Source organism: Bradyrhizobium sp. 40, from assembly GCF_023100925.1.
Taxonomy (GTDB): domain Bacteria; phylum Pseudomonadota; class Alphaproteobacteria; order Rhizobiales; family Xanthobacteraceae; genus Bradyrhizobium.
Map to the genome: position 1 here is coordinate 5,851,754 of NZ_CP064688.1, position 18,135 is coordinate 5,869,888.

12 protein-coding genes are annotated in these 18,135 nt (G+C 61.1%); 8 read left to right on the plus strand and 4 right to left on the minus strand.

Annotation, left to right across the window (positions count from 1 at the left end; translation table 11 throughout):
- Nucleotides 1-138: 138 nt before the first annotated feature.
- The gene (locus IVB40_RS28130) at nt 139-951 is read right to left on the minus strand and encodes a response regulator transcription factor (protein ID WP_247291416.1); all 813 of its coding nucleotides are present in this window, start codon (nt 949-951) and stop codon (nt 139-141) included.
- Between the two features lie 246 nt (nt 952-1,197).
- On the opposite strand from IVB40_RS28130, the gene IVB40_RS28135 reads away from it, so the two are divergent.
- On the plus strand, nt 1,198-2,046 hold the full coding sequence (locus IVB40_RS28135) for an MBL fold metallo-hydrolase (protein ID WP_247291418.1): 849 nt from the start codon (nt 1,198-1,200) through the stop codon (nt 2,044-2,046).
- Between the two features lie 30 nt (nt 2,047-2,076).
- On the opposite strand, the gene IVB40_RS28140 is transcribed toward IVB40_RS28135, so the two are convergent.
- From IVB40_RS28140 to IVB40_RS28150, 3 genes are all read right to left on the minus strand, one after another.
- Complete coding sequence (locus tag IVB40_RS28140) at nt 2,077-2,967, minus strand: aldose 1-epimerase family protein (protein ID WP_247816939.1); 891 nt, start codon at nt 2,965-2,967, stop codon at nt 2,077-2,079.
- 74 nt (nt 2,968-3,041) lie between these two features.
- Entirely contained in the window at nt 3,042-4,454 is a 1,413-nt protein-coding gene (locus tag IVB40_RS28145) for a mannose-1-phosphate guanylyltransferase/mannose-6-phosphate isomerase (protein ID WP_247816940.1), read from the minus strand.
- Nucleotides 4,455-4,478: 24 nt separating this feature from the next.
- Entirely contained in the window at nt 4,479-5,486 is a 1,008-nt protein-coding gene (locus tag IVB40_RS28150) for an NAD-dependent epimerase/dehydratase family protein (protein ID WP_247816941.1), read from the minus strand.
- A gap of 379 nt (nt 5,487-5,865) precedes the next feature.
- Here IVB40_RS28150 and IVB40_RS28155 point away from each other — a divergent pair, with 379 nt between their 5' ends.
- The 7 genes from IVB40_RS28155 (at nt 5,866) to IVB40_RS28185 (ending at nt 18,131) form a co-directional block, all read left to right on the plus strand.
- Nucleotides 5,866-6,951: a glycosyltransferase family 1 protein gene (locus tag IVB40_RS28155; protein ID WP_247819604.1), complete on the plus strand. Its 1,086-nt coding sequence runs from the start codon at nt 5,866-5,868 to the stop codon at nt 6,949-6,951.
- A 164-nt stretch (nt 6,952-7,115) separates the two neighbouring features.
- A complete protein-coding gene (locus IVB40_RS28160) occupies nt 7,116-8,297 on the plus strand; it encodes a glycosyltransferase (protein ID WP_247466380.1) in 1,182 nt (393 codons plus the stop codon).
- A 34-nt stretch (nt 8,298-8,331) separates the two neighbouring features.
- Nucleotides 8,332-9,678, plus strand: a complete 1,347-nt coding sequence (locus IVB40_RS28165; protein WP_247282724.1) for a glycoside hydrolase family 5 protein — start codon at nt 8,332-8,334, stop codon at nt 9,676-9,678.
- Between the two features lie 27 nt (nt 9,679-9,705).
- The gene (locus IVB40_RS28170; protein WP_247816942.1) at nt 9,706-10,980 is read left to right on the plus strand and encodes a glycosyltransferase family 4 protein; all 1,275 of its coding nucleotides are present in this window, start codon (nt 9,706-9,708) and stop codon (nt 10,978-10,980) included.
- On the plus strand, nt 10,977-12,368 hold the full coding sequence (locus IVB40_RS28175) for a hypothetical protein (RefSeq protein WP_247816943.1): 1,392 nt from the start codon (nt 10,977-10,979) through the stop codon (nt 12,366-12,368). The genes IVB40_RS28170 and IVB40_RS28175 overlap by 4 nt, the downstream gene beginning before the upstream one ends.
- Nucleotides 12,369-12,847: 479 nt before the next feature.
- On the plus strand, nt 12,848-16,759 hold the full coding sequence (locus IVB40_RS28180) for an MSCRAMM family adhesin SdrC (protein WP_247816944.1): 3,912 nt from the start codon (nt 12,848-12,850) through the stop codon (nt 16,757-16,759).
- Nucleotides 16,760-16,973: 214 nt separating this feature from the next.
- Nucleotides 16,974-18,131 (plus strand): acyltransferase, encoded by a 1,158-nt coding sequence (locus IVB40_RS28185; RefSeq protein ID WP_247816945.1) that lies wholly within the window; start codon nt 16,974-16,976, stop codon nt 18,129-18,131.
- Nucleotides 18,132-18,135 lie beyond the last annotated feature (4 nt).

Genomic DNA, 18,135 nt, shown 5'->3' on the forward strand with positions numbered 1-18,135 from the left:
AATAGTTTGAGAGTTTTGTTTGCAATCGTCGCGACCGGCGCCGTGGCCTTGTCGGCCTTTCTCGCGATTCGGTTCCTTGTCGGTTTCAGTGGCTGAACCCGATGGCGCCACCGGCACCATGTCGTGCTGCGCCCGGGTCTAGAGCCGCTCGCTCAACGCGAGCTTGTAGCCGACGCCGGTGACGGTGGTGATGACGGGCGTACCGCTGCCGACCAGCTTGCGCCGCAGTCTCGCCACCAGGGCATCGACAGTGCGGATGTCGACCTCGGCCTGGCGGTTGCTGACGACCTCGATCAGATAGTCGCGGCTGAGCGGCCTGCCGTCGGCTCCGACGAGCGCCGCGAGCAGGTCGAATTCGGCGCGCGTCAGCGCCACCGGCTTGCCGTCGCTGCCGAGCAGCTCGCGCCGCGTCAGGTCGATGATCCAGTCGCCAAAGGCGATCGAATTGTGGGTGCGCGCCGCCTTGCGGTCGATCGAGCGCCGCCGCAGCACGCTTCGCGCGCGCGCGAGCAGATCGCGCAAATTGATCGGCTTGGTGACGTAGTGGTCGCCCGCGATCTCGAGGCCGAGGATGCGATCGACGTCGGTGTCGCGGCGGGTCACGAAGATGATACCCGCATTGCTGGTCGCCTGGATCTCCTTGGCGAGATCGAAGCCGTCGCCGTCGGGCAGCTGCAGGTCGAGGAAGACGAGATCGGTCCGCGTCCGCAGCGCCTGGCGGCATTCCGCGCAGGAGCCGGCACCGACCACGTCGAAATTGTTCTCGCTGAAATAACCGACCAGCATCGTCCGCGTCACCGGATCGTCCTCGACGACGATCAGTCGCTCCCGGCCAGCGACACGCAATTCCTGACCTGAGGAATCAGCCACGATGTTGGATGTCCTGTGTGCTTGTGGGCCGACCTGGAAGCTCAGGTCGCCGAGCGCGCCGCCCTGTGAACGTACATTCACGACTTGTTCGAGCCCCCTCGAATTGCCTGCTGCAATACTAGGCGCGTTAGCGCGCCCAAACAACATTGGTCACGATCCAGCTGGATTAAGTATGAATTGGCCCACACTTCTCATCTCGCGCAGCATGTTCGGGAGCCCGTACGAGCGGCTGTTGTGCGGGCTGAAGCCCATCCCGCGGCCGCTTGCCACGCCAGGAGCTTCAAATCTACTGTGCGCCCCGAAAATTCTGCCCCAGGAGGTGGCGCCATGGAAGTCATCCTGCTCGGCACCGGCGGCCCGCGCCCGGACCCGCGCCGCATGGCGACGACCACGCTGATCAGGCTCGGCGAGGAAAACATCCTGATCGACGCAGGCCGCGGCGTCATGGTGCAGCTCAGCAAGGCTGGCGTGCCGCTCGGCTCCATCAACACGGTCTTTCTCACCCATCACCATTTCGACCACATCGGCGACCTCTACGACGTGATGCTCAATTCATGGTTGCATGGGCGCAAGGACGATCTGCGCATCTATGGACCGCCGGATACCGAACGGCTCGTCAATACGCTGGTCACGCAGGTCTACGACAAGGACATCGCCTGGCGCGATCAGGGTGAGCCGAGCTTCGGCGGCTGGAAACCAGTCGTCGCGACCGACATTATACCCGGCCCCGTTCTCGACACCGGCCGCTGGAAGATCAGCGCCGAACTCGTCTCGCATGGCGACGGCCTCGACATGTCGCCGGCCTTCCTCGCACGCTGGATGTGTCTCGGGTACCGCTTCGAGGCCGAAGGCAAGGTCATCGCAATTTCGGGCGACACGGTGCCCTGCCCCGGTCTCGAGCGACTGGCTGAGGGGGCCGACCTGCTGGTCCAGTGCTGCTTCCTCGCCACGCCGGAGATCGACAACGAACACCTGCGCCGGCTTGCGAAATTCACGATCGCCTGCGGCGATACAGTCGGCAAGGTCGCGGCCAACGCCGGCGTCAAGAAGCTCGCGCTGACCCATCACCGGCCTCGCACCGACGATTCCATGCTCAATGCGCTGCTTGCGGATGTCAGGCGGGACTATTCGGGTCCTGTCGTGCTCGGCGAGGACCTCACGCGGATCGAGGTCTGAGAACTTCAGATGCGCGCAGACCGTCCCACCTCAGGACGATCCAACCTCAACCCGAAATGACAATTGCTCTTCCGTCCCGGGCGCGATGTGCATCAGGCCCGGCTTGTCAGTGAATTCGCCGTCGAAGCCGGCCGGACTGGCATAGCCGCGCCAGGGCTCGATGCAGAGGAACGGCGCGCCCGATGGTTTCGACCAGACGCCAAGCTCGCGAAAGCCGCGCCATGACATTTTCAACCACGGCCCGGTGGAGGCGCCCTGCTCCACGGCATAGCGGACCGAATTGCTCGCGATCCGATCGAAGATGATTGCGTCGTCGACGAACAGGGATTCGGACAGAGGCAACACGGAGCCTTCGACCGGGCTCGGCTCGGTTGCCGGGCGCAGCAAGCCGCCATCGAGACGGCGGACGGGCGATGGCTCTGCGTTTGCGAAGCTCAGCGCGTAGCTCTCCTTCGCCAGCCCCGGTTGGAGCGGCCAGTTGAAAGCGGGATGGCCGCCGAGCGAGGCCGGCAATATCTCCTTGCCGGTGTTCGCGATCACGAGTGAAAGATCGAGACCGGATTCGTCGAGCGCATAGGTTGCCGTCAGGCGGAACGCGAAGGGGTAGAGCGCGCGCGTCGTCTCGCTGTCTTCGAGCACCAGGACACAGCGTCTTTCGCCTCGTTCCACCCACGCAAAGCGGCTGTCACGCGCGAAGCCGTGCTGGGTCATCCGGTAGGTCCTGCCCCGGTGCCGTAATTCGTCATTGGCGAGGCGCCCGACGATCGGAAACAGCAGCGGCGCATGGCGCGGCCAGGCCGGCTCCGCCTGCCAGACGAACTCGATGCCGGCATCGGTCGCCAGCGAACACATCTCCGCGCCTTGCGCCTTGATGGTCGCGGTGAGTCCGCCGCTGCGGATCGTGTGCGTGGCGTCGGTCATAACAGCCTGTTCCGATCATCGCAGTTCGCAGGACAACTTCTAAACGTTCGCGGCATGTTGGAGCGACACTCTGCTCAAGACCGCTGATAGTCGTCTTCAATCCGGATGATGTCGTCTTCCCCGAGATAGCTTCCCGTCTGGACCTCGATCAGCTCCAGCATGATTTTACCGGGGTTCTCCATCCGGTGCACCGCGCCCATCGGAATGTAGATCGACTCGTTCTCGTGCACGCTTTTGACGGTCTCGTTGACGGTGACGCGGGCTGTGCCGCGGACCACGATCCAGTGCTCGGCGCGATGATGGTGCTTCTGCAGCGACAGACGCCCGCCGGGCTTGACCACGATGCGCTTGACCTGATGGCGCTCGCCATTGTCGACAGACTGGTAGCTGCCCCAGGGCCGATGCACCTTAAGATGCTCCTCGGTGACTTTCGGCGCGACCGCCTTGAGTTTTGTGACCAGCCGCTTGAGCCCGTTGGCATCCTTCTGGCGCGAGACGAGCACCGCGTCCGCAGTCGCAACCACGATGAGATCGTCGACGCCTTCGAGCGCGACCAGCGCGGCATCGGTGGTGACGTTGCAGTTGCGGCTATCTTCGAACACGGCGGCGCCATGCGAAGCATTGCCTTGCGCGTCCTTGTCCGACAATTCCCACACCGCGTGCCAGGAGCCGACATCGGACCAGCCGCAGGACACCGGCACCACAGCGGCGCGCGCGGTCTTCTCCATCACCGCATAGTCGATGGAGATCGCCTTGGCCGCGCCGAACGCCTCGGGCTCCAGCGTCACGAAGCCGAGATCGCGACCGGCATTGGTCACGGCACTGGAAATCGCCTCCACGCTCGCCGCATCGACCTTGCGGTATTCGTCGAGCAACACAGTGGCGGGGAACATGAAGTTGCCGCTGTTCCAGAGATAGCCGGAATTGACGTAGTCGGCGGCCTTCACCGCATCCGGCTTCTCGACGAAGCGCGCGACCGCGTGCACCTCGCCGGAGATGACCTCGCCCGGGCTGATATAGCCGTATTCGGTCGCCGGCCGTTCCGGCTTGACGCCGAAGGTGACGATGCGCCCGGCACTCGCGGCGGTGAGGCCCTGGCGGCACGCCGCGACGAAGGCCGCATTGTCCTGCACGACGTGGTCGGCGGCGAGCGCGAGCACGATGGCTTCACTCGAGCGGTTCTGCGCGAACACCGCGCCGGCGGCAATCGCCGGGCCGGAATCGCGCCGCATCGGCTCGAGGATCACGTCGGCCTCGATGCCGATTTCCGCGAGCTGCTCCAGCACCATGAAGCGGTAGGACGCGTTGGTGATGACGATCGGGCGATCGAACAGCGAGGCTTCCGAGACACGCAACAGCGTGTCCTGGAAGGTCGAGCGGGTGCCGAACAGCGGCAGGAACTGCTTGGGGCGCACCTCGCGCGAAGCCGGCCACAGCCGCGTTCCGGCACCGCCGCACATGATCAGGGGGATAATTCTTTGGGACACGTGTGAGCTACTCAAGAGAGGGGGTTATACGCGGTGATAATTTCGATACCATTCGACAAAGCGACCCAAGCCATCCGCCAGCGGCGTCGAGGGCGTGAAGCCGACGTCGCGTTGCAGGGCCGAAATGTCGGCACGCGTCTCGAGGACGTCGCCAGCCTGCATCGGCAAAAGCGTGCGGATCGCAGGCTTGCCGATGATGTTCTCCAGTGTCTCGACGAACTCGATCAAGTTGACCGAGCAATTGTTGCCGATGTTGTAGACGCGATACGGCGCATAGCTCGACGAGTTTTCCGGCTGCTCGGCGTTCCACGCGGGATTCGGCGTCGCGGGGCGATCGAGGGTGCGGATCACGCCCTCGACGATGTCGTCGACATAGGTGAAATCGCGCCACATATTTCCATGATTGAAAAGCTTGATCGGCTCACCCGCAAAGATCGCGCGCGTGAAGAGCCAGGCGGCCATATCAGGCCGGCCCCATGGACCATAGACAGTGAAGAAGCGAAGACCGGTCACCGGCAGCTTGTGAACATGTGCGAACGTGTGCGCCATCAGCTCGTTGGCCTTCTTGCTCGCGGCGTAGAGGCTGACCGGATGATTGACCGAATGCTCGGTCGAGTAGGGCAAGGTGCGATTGGCGCCGTACACTGAGCTCGAGGAGGCGTAGACGAGATGCGCCAGGCCGTGGCGCCGGCCGGCCTCGAGCACCGTGATGAAGCCATCACAATTGGCGCGGATGCTGGTGATGGGATCGTCGATCGACGCGCGCACGCCGGGCTGCGCCGCAAGGTGCACCACGCGGTCGGGCGAGACCTCGTCGAACACGCGCGTCACCGCAGCGAAATCGGCAAGATCGATCTCGTGGAATGTGAAGGCATCATGCTTGAGCGTCTCGAGGCGAGCGCGCTTGAGCGCCGGATCATAGTAAGGGGTTACTGCGTCGATGCCGACAACTCGTTCCCCGCGCGCAAGCAAGCGCTCACAGACATGCATGCCGATGAAGCCGGCAGCGCCGGTAACCACCACGGGGGCCAAAATAAACTCCGTTGTTCGTCCTCATATACCGCATTGCCAGACTGAACCGGTAGAGGCAAGGGTTCAGCATTGGAGAACATCCCCCTCGCATCGGCAAGCTTAATGCCAGGCGCTTCGGATGTCAGCCATCCCAAGTTAACCAGACGGGGACGTCCCTTGCCGGTCGACGCAACATCAGACGCGCGTCCACAAAGGCTCCCGCCTGCCCGCCAAGTCTTTCAACAAGTGTTCCTGGGAGCATCAAACGAACAGCGCGATCATGCGATCGATGTCGTCATAATTCCGTGCCTTCAGGCTGCTTCTTTCCGTGCTCACATTTGGTTCGAAAGCACACATCGCGATCACGCTTTGTGGCATCGGCAACCCGAACGGCACACAATTGAAACTTTTCATCAACGGCCGCTTTCTCTCGCAAAAACTGACCGGCGTTCAGCGTTATGCCGCCGAACTGGTCAAAGCGATCGATGTCTTGCTTGCGTCCGACCAATTGCCCGCTGCCCTCAGAGGAGCAGAGTGGCAATTGCTCGTGCCGAGCGAGACGAGCGAAACGATCAATCTCACTCGCATCAAGATTCGCAAGATAGGACGGTTGAGCGGACATGCCTGGGATCAGATTGAACTTGCGCGCGCCGCCGCTGGAGGTCGCCTGATCAGTCTGGCCAATGCCGGACCTGTGTTTCATCGCGATCATATCGTCGTCATCCACGACGCACAGGTCTTCCGCCGGCCCGATTTCTTCAATTGGCGCTATCTGGCCGTCCACCGAACGATGGGTCGGCTGCTTGCACGCCGGGCCACGATCGCGACCGTATCGGCCTTTTCTCGCAATGAACTGGCTGCAATGCTTGGCCTGTCGAAAACGGACATTCCGATATTCCCCAACAGCGCGGAGCATTTCGCGTCCACAACGCGTAATCCCGGTATTCTCGACCGACTAGGGCTTCAGCCGGGAAAATATTTTCTCTTTGTCGGCTCCAGAACCAAGAACAAGAATCTTGCCGTTGCAATTGAGGCCGCGCGGCTACTCGAACGAAAAGACGTTCCGCTCGTCATTGTCGGCGGAGATAACAGCAAGGTATTTCAAGACAATCTGGGCGAGAGCGAATCGGGCCTGCTTCTGGCAGGACGCCTGGCGGACGGGGAGATTGCAGCTCTGTATGCACACGCCCTGGCGTTTGTCTTTCCCTCTCTATACGAGGGCTTTGGTGTCCCGCCACTGGAAGCCATGATCTTCGGCTGTCCGGTCATAGCCTCCACGGCTGACGCGGTGATGGAAACGTGCGGCGAAGCAGCTGCTTATTTTTGCGCCAACGACGCTCAAGCGCTGAAGCAGCTTATGCTCGAAAGGCTGGCAGTTGGCGCAATCTCTGATCAGGAGCGCAGAAAGCAACAGGATCGTCTTGCATTATATTCGTGGCAAGAGTCGGCGCGAGCATTGTTGGGTTTTCTCGCGTCGCGCGAATAGCGACTAACAACGGCTCGGCATCCAGCGAGTTCCATGCGCACGTTCGACTTCGAAGGAAGCGAGCTTCAACATCGCGGCGCAACAACACCACACCGCTGCCTAAATCTCGCTATGGATTGGATGGAATGTGATCGCATCCGTTGATGCTCAATTAAGGATGCGCCATGTCGATCTTCCCAACTCAATCCTCCGCAAGGCAGGCGGTGAAGGTGCTGCATGTCGCGGAAACCATCCGGGGTGGGATAGCGAGCTACCTGAACGAATTGCATCCGCAGCAGCAAGCGAGCTTCGGCGCGGAGAACGTGCACTATGTTGTGCCATCGGATCATCGCCACGACCTCGTTGGAATCGATGACAGCCAGATCACAACCTTCGACAGATCGGGCCGCAGCATCGCCGGACTGTTTCAGATGCTGCGGGCGAGCATGCAGGCGCTCGACGCCTTCAAGCCTGACGTCATGCATCTCCATTCGTCGTTTGCCGGACTCGTTCTCAGGCCCGCGTTGGCTGCTCGTTCTGAAGGTCCTCGCGTCGTCTATTGCCCGCATGGCTGGGCATTCTCGCGAGAGACCGGCCGCCTGAGCCATCTGGCGGCAAAAGCTGCAGAGACTCTTCTGGCCCGCACGTCGGATCGTATCATCTGCATTTCCGGCGATGAATTCAATGAAGCGGTCCGGGCGGGAATTCCGACTGACCGTCTGACCCTGGTGCACAATGGCATCTCCAAGAGCCGCCCGCTGCCGCACGGCGTTGCGACGAATTGGACTTCAAAGAAGGCCAAGGTCCTTTTCATCGGTCGCCTTGATCGACAGAAGGGCTTCGATCTCCTGATCGAGGCCGCACGATCCCTCGAAGACGTCCTGGATGTCCGCATTGTAGGCGCCTCCGTCGTCAACAAATTCGACGGAGCTGCGGTTCCCGCCAACGTCTCGCTGCTAGGCTGGCTGGATCGTCAGCAAATCGAGACTCAGCTGGAGGCGGCCGATCTCGTCGTCATCCCGTCACGATGGGAGGCCTTCGGCCTCGTCGCTCTGGAGGCGATGCGCGCGGCCAAGCCCATCCTGGCCTTCCACAGCGGAGCGCTCCCTGAAATCGTCGTTGACGGCGTCACCGGCGTGCTTTGCGAACCTGTCGCCGTTCAACCTCTCATCGACGGCTTCCGACGGATGCTCGATCTGGATCTCAAGGTCCTGGGTCAACGCGGCTACGATCGCTTCAAGCAGTTTTACGACGTCCAGAAGACACACCGCCAGTTGCATCAGGTCTATGTCGAACTCCTCGACGACAACAAGAGCGGAGTCGAGCAGAACGTGGCGCTGCAATCGGACCTCTCGAAGCCTTTTTGAGGTGAGTTGCGGCAGGCGAGACATGATGACGAGTATGATCCAGGCGATGGCAGGCCACCGCACCTTGGGTCGCAACGGGCTGCTCTGGATCGCGAGCGTCATCGCGTCTGTTTCTCTGTCGGTCCCGGTATGCGCTCAACAGGCTCAAACGCTTGAGAGCAGATTCCTGTTGGGTATCGGCACCCATCAGGGACTGGGAGGGCCGGTCAGTTCGCGAGGCTACGTGCCCTCCGTGAACGTCGGTCAGATCAAGCAATTGGGCTTTAACGCCTTCCGCGATGATTTTCCCTGGTCTGATTTCGAATTGCCTGGCCGTCGGATGGGCTTCACGCCGCGATTGGGCAGGCTCGACGCGCAGGTTCAGTCCGGCATCGCCCGGCCGCTCCTCATCCTTGCATTCGGTCATCACCTCGTTCCGAACTCGTCACCCCCGACGACGGACGAAGCCCGGCAGCGGTTCGCGGACTATGCGGCAGCGGCAGCGCGATCGGTAGCGCCGCAGCGCCCGATCTTCGAACTCTGGAACGAGTGGAATCTGGCAGCGAAGAAAGACGCTGCATTCTCGGCCGAGAATTACCTGGCCCTCGCCAAGGCAGCACGGCCGGCGGTCAAGCAGGCGGTGCCGAATGCGCCTTTCGTCGTCGGCGCGATCGGCGACGATCCCGGCTGGACGTGGACGGAGAAGATGCTGCAAACCGGTATTCTTCAATACGCCGACGGCGCCTCGATTCATCTTTATAATTTCTGCATGGCGCCGTCGAAGCGCAATTCGACCGAGATTATCGACCGGCTCACTGCGTTCCATCGGCTGGTCGGCCAAGCGAGCGGCAATCCCGACTTCCCCATTTACGTGACCGAAACTGGCTGGACCACGGCTGCGAACAAATGCGGTGTCAGCGAGCAGGCCCAGGCCGACAACACGGCACAGCTCATCCTGTGGGCCTCGACAGCGGCGCGCTGGCTCAAGGGGATGTGGATTTATGAGCTCAAAAACAGTGGCCAGAATCCAGCCGAGCTGGAGGACAATTTTGGCGTCTACGGTTTCGACAATTCGCCCAAACCCGTAGCCTGCGCGGCGCGTGGCGCCTGGGCATTCATCCGCTCCACCCTAACCGCGGAACGTAGGAGCCTTGCCACCGGGGTGATGTCGATCGGAGCATCCTCGACCACCGGCGGCAAAGTCGCGGTCTGGTCCGAAGATCCGGATCGACGCTACGAGGTCCGGATCAGAGGCGATCTGCCGGGTGCGACTTTCGCGGCGCCCTGCGATGCAACCGCAAGGCCTGCCTCCGGGATCTGGCTGCCGGTTTCGAGCACGCCGGTCCTGATCGCCGCCAATAATGACGCCATTCCCGCACTGGATATACGGCCGGCACGGTAATCGGATCGGCACAAAGAGGTTGACGCGATGAAGATCCTTTTGACATCCACACTTTATCCGACCCCGCAGGCACCGAAGATCGTCGGCGGAGCAGAGATCTTCGCGCGGAGATTCGCCGAGGGCCTGGCTCAGCGCGGCGACGAGGTCGAGGTGGTGCGCGCCGCATCCGCACCCGAGCAGGGGCGTGAATTATGCAACGGTATCAACGTCTATTCCGCACCGGTGCAAAACGTCTATGCGCCGTTCACGGAGCAAAAGAACGTCGCGAAACGGAGCATCTGGCATGCGATCGACGATTGGCAGATCCAGGCCCCGATGATCGCGGAGCGCATTCGCGCCTTCAAGCCGGACGTGCTGCATTCCAATAATTTATCGGGCCTGACCACGGCGATCTGGCGGGTAGCCGCCAAGCTCGGAGTTCCGGTCCTGCACACGCTTCATGACTACTATCTGACGTGTCCACGCTGCTCCCGCTTCGACAAGGGCCACTCCTGCGAACGCACCTGTACGAGCTGCGGAATCCTGACGTACCACCGCAAGCGGGCGACGCATTGGCTCGATGCCGTGGTCGGCGTCAGCGAGCGCGTCCTGTCCATTCACACCGATATGGGCATGTTTGCCGAAACGCCGATCCGCACCGTCATCCGCAATGCCTCGACCGAGCCGCCGCGCTCACCCTACCCGCGGCCGGTCTGCACGACGGAAGTGACGTTCGGCTTCATCGGACGGATCACTGAGGAGAAGGGCATCGACAATCTCATGCGAGCGCTTGCCATGCTGCCGCCTGATCGGATCCGGATGATGATTGCCGGCCGCTTGAGCGATCAGGAGCAACAGCGCCTGAGAGCACTGGCGCCGCATGCGCGGGTCGAGTTCATGGGATTCGTATCTCCCGATGAATTCTACAGGCAAGTCGACGTCGTGGTCGCGCCGTCCATCTGGCACGACCCCGGCCCGCTCGTCGTCGCGGATGCCAAGGCGGCGGGCAGGCCGCTGCTCGGTACGCACTTTGGCGGCATGCCGGAGGCGATCGAGCATGGCCTGACGGGGTGGTTGACCGAAGCGGATCCACAATCTCTAGCCAGGAGCATGCGCGAAATCGCTGCGGATCCACACAAGATCGACGAGATCAGCCGTCGGCTTATCGCCGACACGAACAAGTGGATCTTTTCCGACGTATTGTCGTCGTACAAGAACCTTTATGAACAACTGCGTCAGCAACGGATGTCGTCGGTGCGTCCAGCAATAGCCGGGGCGCCGCATGCGCATGCGGTGGCAAAGAGTAGCTTCATTCCGAGATGACACGTCTCTTCGCGATCGCCGGCTACGTTTACCAAAGCGCAGCAGCGATCATCCTGATCTTTGTGATCAGTCAACTGTTGCCTGCCGCCGACTACACCAATTATTCTCTCGCAATGGCCTCGAGCCAGTTGCTCTGTGTCCTCATGTTCGAGTGGCTGCAGCTCGCGGGGTTGCGCTTTCTTGCGGCCGCCAAGGAGAGCGAGGCTGCTCGACTGAGATCGTCGCTCTTTGCGGCGGCGCTCATGAGCGCCGGCGCGCTCGTTGCCGTCGGGAGCTGCGCCTCCTTGATCAGCGGCCTCACGCCACGGCTGGTCGTCCTCGGCCTGAGTGTGGCCGTTCTTCAGGGCTCGACCGATTTGTATTTCTTGTCGGTACGTCTGTCGAACCGGCTGGGGACCGCCGCCTGCCTTCTTGCCTTGCGTGCGACGGCTCTTTTGGGCGGGGCTGTCTTGGGCGGAATGATCTCAGGCACGGCCGAAGCGACGCTGCTCGGCATCGCATTGGGTCACCTGCTTGGGCTCCTTGCCGGTCTCATCGCATATCGCACGCCGCTTGATCGCGTGTCGCTGCGAACAATGCTGGCTGACTGGAAGGACTTCTCGCGTTACGGCATGCTTGCGGCCGGCGCGTCCGTGATCCATTTGTCCGTGCCGGTTCTGCTTCGTATCATCGTCGTCGGGCGACTCGGCGCCACAGGAGCCGGTGCGGGATTTTCCATTGCGCTCGACCTGCTGCAACGTCCCTTCTGGGTCCTCAATGCGGCGATCCACACCGTGAGTTATCCTGAAGTGGTCAATGATTTCGAGCACGGGAGCGCCACGACGTCGAGACAATCGGCGCGGCACATGTTCGAGTTCATGATCTGCACGACCCTGGTCCTGCTGGGCGGGCTTGTCGCCTTCATTCCGGACGCGGCGCGCATCCTGGTCCCGCGGGAGAGCGTCGAGGGCTTCCTGGCGACAGGGCCGGCGGTCGCTGCTTTCTACTTCCTCCATACCCACCTGCAGGCGACGATCGCGGTCGTTCCCCACCTGGAAAAGCTCGCGACAAGGCTCGTCCTCGTCGCTGCCGGGCAGCTTGCAATGGTTGCGGCGTTCTCCCTGGTTGCGGTCTGGGCCGGCCTGTCGCCGCAAGCAGCAGTCACCTTCGCCTCGATCGCCACGCTCGCAGCGATCTCGGCCGGGCTTGGCCCTACCCTCAGATTCGAGGCGTTCCCGCGCTGGCCCCTGGTGCTTCAGGCGCTCGCAGCCGCCATCCTGATCGCGTCGTTAAGTCATGCGCCGAGCGAACCGGTGACGTGGCTTGCCGGAAAAATCGTCATCGCCGCAATCGTCACGGCTGCGGTCGGCTGGCGCGGAAACTTTCTCCTCATGGCCCGCCCAAGCTGATCTGTCGACCGGTCCTCTCGCAAATCCTCTTTGGATCTGAGGCGACTGACACTCCGCTCATGTTCGCGAAGTTCCTACCGTGGAACTCTCTGCTTCGCCCCGAAATGCGGCAAAGTGACTGGCAACCAGTACGAGAATACTGAGTGGTTTGCCCGTACCGGCAAAATTCTACCAGCGCATCGGGTCGGCCTGACAGTTTCACCGCATCCACGCCCGAACTCACATGCATTATTGAAGCGCGACATGCGCATATATTCAGCAGTGAAACTCTGCGAATTCTTGGAAGCGCCATGTTCAGGTCATGCTGCGTCGGCACGACATCGTTATTGTCTTGAATCAGAGTCGACCTGTTCCTGCGAGGAACTGCTGATCGCTCTCGATTTGTAGCTCCGATTTTTATCTGAAATTCACACTCGATCGAGAAGGTTGAACGCAAATCCCTGCGAGCAATTTCGTTCGCGTAGAAATTCGAGTGTGAAATGTCGTCAGATCAAACCATCCTCTCCGCAAGCGGCTTCATCAACTCCATCGGCGTCAACACGCATGCCGGCTTCGGGTGGACCGACTACAACAACCTCGCATTGATGGTCGATGACCTGAAGTATCTCGGCGTCACCCACCTGCGCGACGCGATGGGAACCAGCCCCGCCGCACAACCGGTCGTTGAGGGGCTGGCGGCTGCCGGCTACAAGTTCGACTTCCTGGTGTCCTCCGCCCTACCCCAGCTGGGCACGGCCGGCCTTCAGAAGTATATAGTGTCGCTCGAGAAGTTCGTGGCGAGCCATCCGGGCAGCATCAGCGCCATCGAGGGCCTCAACGAGGCCAATCACCAGCCCTTCAGCTACAATGGCAGCTCGAGCCTTGGCGCCGCGGCCCAGTTCCAAAGCGCGCTCTATCAGGCGGTCAAGGCAGACGGCACGCTTTCCAGCATTCCCGTGTTCAATCTGTCGCTCGCCTACAACGATCCCCAGGGCTACAGCCAGCTCGGCAACATGTCGGGCTCGGCCGATTTCGCCAATGCGCATGCCTATGTCAGCACCAGCTTGACGACCAGCAGCTCACTTGCCGCCACGTTGAGCGCCGTCTCGACCGCGGCGCCGGGAAAGCCCGTCGTGATTACGGAGACTGGCTACACCACCCAGGCCAACACCCAATATCTCGGCGTCGACGAGACGGTGCAGGCCAAGTCGATCTTGAACACCCTGGTCGATGCCTACAAGGCTGGCGTGAGTGCGACCTATCTCTACGAGATGTTCGACCGCGACTCGTCTGCCAGCAACACCAATCCCGAAGCCAACTTTGGCTTATTCAACTCCGACGGAACGCCGAAGCTCGCCGCGACGGCAATTCACAACCTGACGAGCATTCTGGCCGATGATGGCAAGGGCGGCCTGCAGCCGACTAATCCATTGAACTACACGCTGAGCAACATGCCGGCCTCGGGCAACAGCATGGTGCTCGGCAAGAGCAATGGCGCCTACGAGCTGGTCGTCTGGGCGGAGCCGAAGCTCTGGAATGATCCGGCCGATGCCGAGATCTCCAATCCCGCCCAGACGGTCACGGTAAATTTGGGTGGCATGCATCATTCGGTCAAGGTGTACGACACGCTGACCGGAACCATCGCGATCGCGAGCTACACCGACGTCAGCACCATTACGATTCCGGTCGGCGATCACCCGCTGATCATCGAGATCGACGCGCCCGCGACCACCCCGATTCCGCCGGACACCCGAACCAGTGTCAGCGGTACGGCTGCCGAGGTCGTGCCGCAACTGTCCGACCTGAGCACGTCGACGGCGCTTAAAACCATCACGCTAACCGACTCGCATGTCCTGCCCGTCGCTTCGAAAGCGACGATGGACTATATGATCGCGCATTACGGCAATGCGCTGTCCAAGATCCAGGGCGGCCATTCCTTCTCGGTCACGAACTCGGCCGCGACCTGGAGCAGCACGAAAACGTATGACGCCAGCGGCACCCTCCTGTCGAAAGCGGACACCGGCCTGAACGCGAGCGGACTGCCTACTTCGACCACGATCGTCTACACCGACGGGTCCAAAGACGCGATCGGCTACACCGGTGGCGTAAAGACCACCTCCGTCCATTTCGCTACCGACGGAACCAAGACCACCGACACCTACAACACGACCGGCACGCTTCTCAGCGAAGTCGTGCAAAAGTCGGACGGCTATTATTCGACGACCATCTACACCAACGGCGTGAAGACCACGGTCTATGTCAAGAACGCCGACCACACCCAGGACAACTATACCTACAACATCAAGGGGCAGAGCTACACGAGCCAGGTCCAGCACCTCGATTCGACTGGCAAGGTCACTTCGGTGGTCCGCAGCCATGCCGACGGCTCGCTCGATTCGACACAGGTCTACAACAGCGACGGCAGTCGCGTGATCACCACCTATAGCGCCACGGGGGTCAAGTTGGTCGAGACCGACTACCATGCCGATCGCAGCAAGGACGTCTGGACCTACAACATCAAGGGCCAGAACTATGCGACCGAGCACGATGTTTACGATACGACCGGCTTTCTCACGACCCTGACGCGCCTCCACACCGATGGCAGCCTGGCGTTCAAGCTGACGCAAACGACGGACGGTACCAAGACGACCGATTGGTACAATGCCACCGGCGGCCTCACCAGCGAAGTCGTCCAAAAGTCCGACGGTTTCAGCTCGACGACGCTCTACAGCAACGGCGTCAAGACCAACGCCTATGTCAAGAATGCCGACGGCAGCCAGGACAATTACGCCTATGGCATCACCGGCCAGAGCTACAGCACACTGATCCAGCACGTCGATCCATCCGGCAAGGTCACGGCCGTGACCCGCAAGCATGCCGACGGCACGCTCGACTATACGCAAGCCATCAACAACGACGGCAGCAGCGTCGTCACCAACTACGACGCGGCGGGAAAGCGGACGAAGGAAACCGACTACAACGCCGATGGCAGCAAGGATATCTGGCTTCTCAACGTATCCGGCCAGACCTACACGACCGAGCACGATATCTACGATGCGGCTGGCTTCCTCACCTCGCTGGTTCGGACGCACGCCGATGGCAGCCTGGCCTTCAAGCTGCAGCAGAGCAGCGACGGCACCAAAGTCTCAGACTGGTACGACGCCAGCGGCATTCTCACCAGTGAGGTCCTGGAGAAGACGAGCGGTTACAGCGCAACGACGATCTACACCAACGGCGTGAAGACCGCCGCCTACATCACCAATGCGGACCAGAGCCACGACAATTACAGCTACAATATAACGGGTCAGAGCTATACCACGCAGTACCAGCACCTCGACCCCTCCGGTGTCACAACCGAAGTCGTCCGCACGCACGCCGACGGGTCGCTCGACTACAGCCAGGTCGTCAATAGCGACGGCAGCAGCGTGGTGAGCAACTACAATGCCTCCGGCGTCAAGATGACGGAGACCGATTACCACGCCAACGGTTCGAAGGACGTCTTCCAGTTCAACATCGTGGGGCAGACCTACACGAACGAGCACGACAGCTACGATTCGACCGGCTTCCTCACCAACATCGTGCGCACCCACGCCGATAGCAGCCTCGCCTTCACGCTTGTCCAGAGCTCAGATGGGACCAAAACCTCGGACTGGTACGACGCCAAGGGCGTTCTGACCAGCGAGGTGACGACGAAGATCGACGGCTATAGCTCCACGACCGCCTACACCAACGGCGTCAAAACCGCCGCGTACATTACCAACGCCGATGGCACGTCGGACAATTGGAGCTACAACATCAAGGGGCAGTCCTACACCACGCAGCATCAGCATCTCGATGCCTCCGGACATATCGTCGAGCTTACCCGGACCCACGCCGATGGCACGCTGGACTATACCCAGGTCATCAACAACGACGGCAGCAAGCTGACCGACATCTACGACGGCTCCGGTTCCAAGACCCAGGAGATCGCCAACAACGTCGACGGTTCGAAGGACGTCTTCCTGTTCAACTTCAACGGACAGGCGGGCACGACGCAACACGAGAACTACAATTCGGCTAACGCACTCCAGTTCTTCGACGCCACCAAAACCGATGGCACGCACAACGTCACGGCGGTTGCCGGCGGCGTGACGATCCAAGGCGGGGCCGGCAATGACCTGTTCTCGGCGGCGCCGAGCTCGACCACGATCGTCTACGATCACGGCCAAGACCAGATCGTCAACTTCCAGGCCGGCAACGCCGCCACTCACGACGTGATCCAGATCTCGAAGCTCCTCGCCCAGGACTATAGCCATCTGCAAATCACGCAGTCCGGCGCGAACGCCCTGGTCACGCTTTCGGCCAGCGACTCGATCCTCCTGAAAAATGTCAACGTCGCCAGCCTGACGAGCCACGATTTCCTGTTCGTCTGACCACGGCGAATTGTCCGCACGATCGCATCAACATCTCAGGCGCCGGGACCAGCTCAGGCAAGTTCCGGCGCCGTTCAATAATTAGGCGGCTGCCTTGTCGCGAGGCATAAACCGCATAACGGCTATTCGCCTACCGTCGAACGCGGCCTAGCGAACTTGCGTCACAATTCACCGCTAAGCAGAAGGTAGCGTCACGCAAGGAATTCGACACACGATGGAAGCCAATGAAGCCAGACGGTTCGTCGTCCTCGACTTCTATCGTTTCGTTGCCGCTCTCGGCGTTTTCATTTTCCATCTGAAGACCATCGACAGCGGCGTTGCACCGGTCTGGAACGGATCTTATGGCCTTTTCGTGGACATGTTCTTCATCTTGTCCGGGTTCGTGATCTCCTATTCCTATCCCTCTGACGCCCGTGGTCTCAAGGCATATTCCCGATTCATGATCCGCCGCATCGCGCGGATCTATCCGCTGCATCTTCTGACTTTACTCGTGTTCGTATTGCTGATCGGGTTCGGTCTGGACCGATCGGCGAGGTCGACGCCGCTGGACTTCCTGTACAACCTCGTGCTGCTTCAAGCCTGGGGCGTTACCGATCATTTGAGCTTCAACTCTCCGTCCTGGTCGATCAGCGCGGAATTCTTCTGCTATCTGATCTTTCCCCTGCTTATGCTGCTTGCACGCAAGGTCCATCCGCTGGTGCTGGCCGCCATCGTCGCGGCGCTCTATCTGGTCCTGGCCCACGGCCATCTGCCGATCTGGCAGGAACGATCGCAGATGTATGGAGCCAATTACGACTACGGGATGCTCCGTGCGCTGCCGAGCTTCCTGAATGGAATCCTGCTCGCCATATTGTTCAGGTTGTCGCGTCCGTATCGGCACAAGCCAGTTCTCTTCGCCGGCGTCGCCCTGTTCGCGATCTCCGTGCTTGTCCTGAACGTCTTCGCCAAGCCGGATCTGGCCATCATTCTGTTCTTCTGCGCGATCCTGCTCACCGCCGTCGGGGAGAGCGCCTTCGTGCAAATTCCCGGTAGCCGCCTCCTCGGGCGACTCGGCAACACCTCATACTCGATCTACATGCTGCACGACGCCGTACTCATCGCCGTATTCAAGCCGTTATGGACCACGCTTGGTCTGCGTCCGGATCAATTTGGCCTCTTCGCACTGGCGTGCTGCGCGATCCTGACCATTATCGCCGATCGCACCTATGCCTATTTCGAGAACCCGGCGCGGCGGCTGATCAATCGTGCGGCCGACATCGGATTTGGATCGCCTCGCAAAGCGCAATCGTCCGCCAAGACGCCTGTCACGAACAAGACGTCTGCCACCAAGACGTCCGTGCGTTTCGACGAGACGGAGCAGGCCGCCAACTGACGTC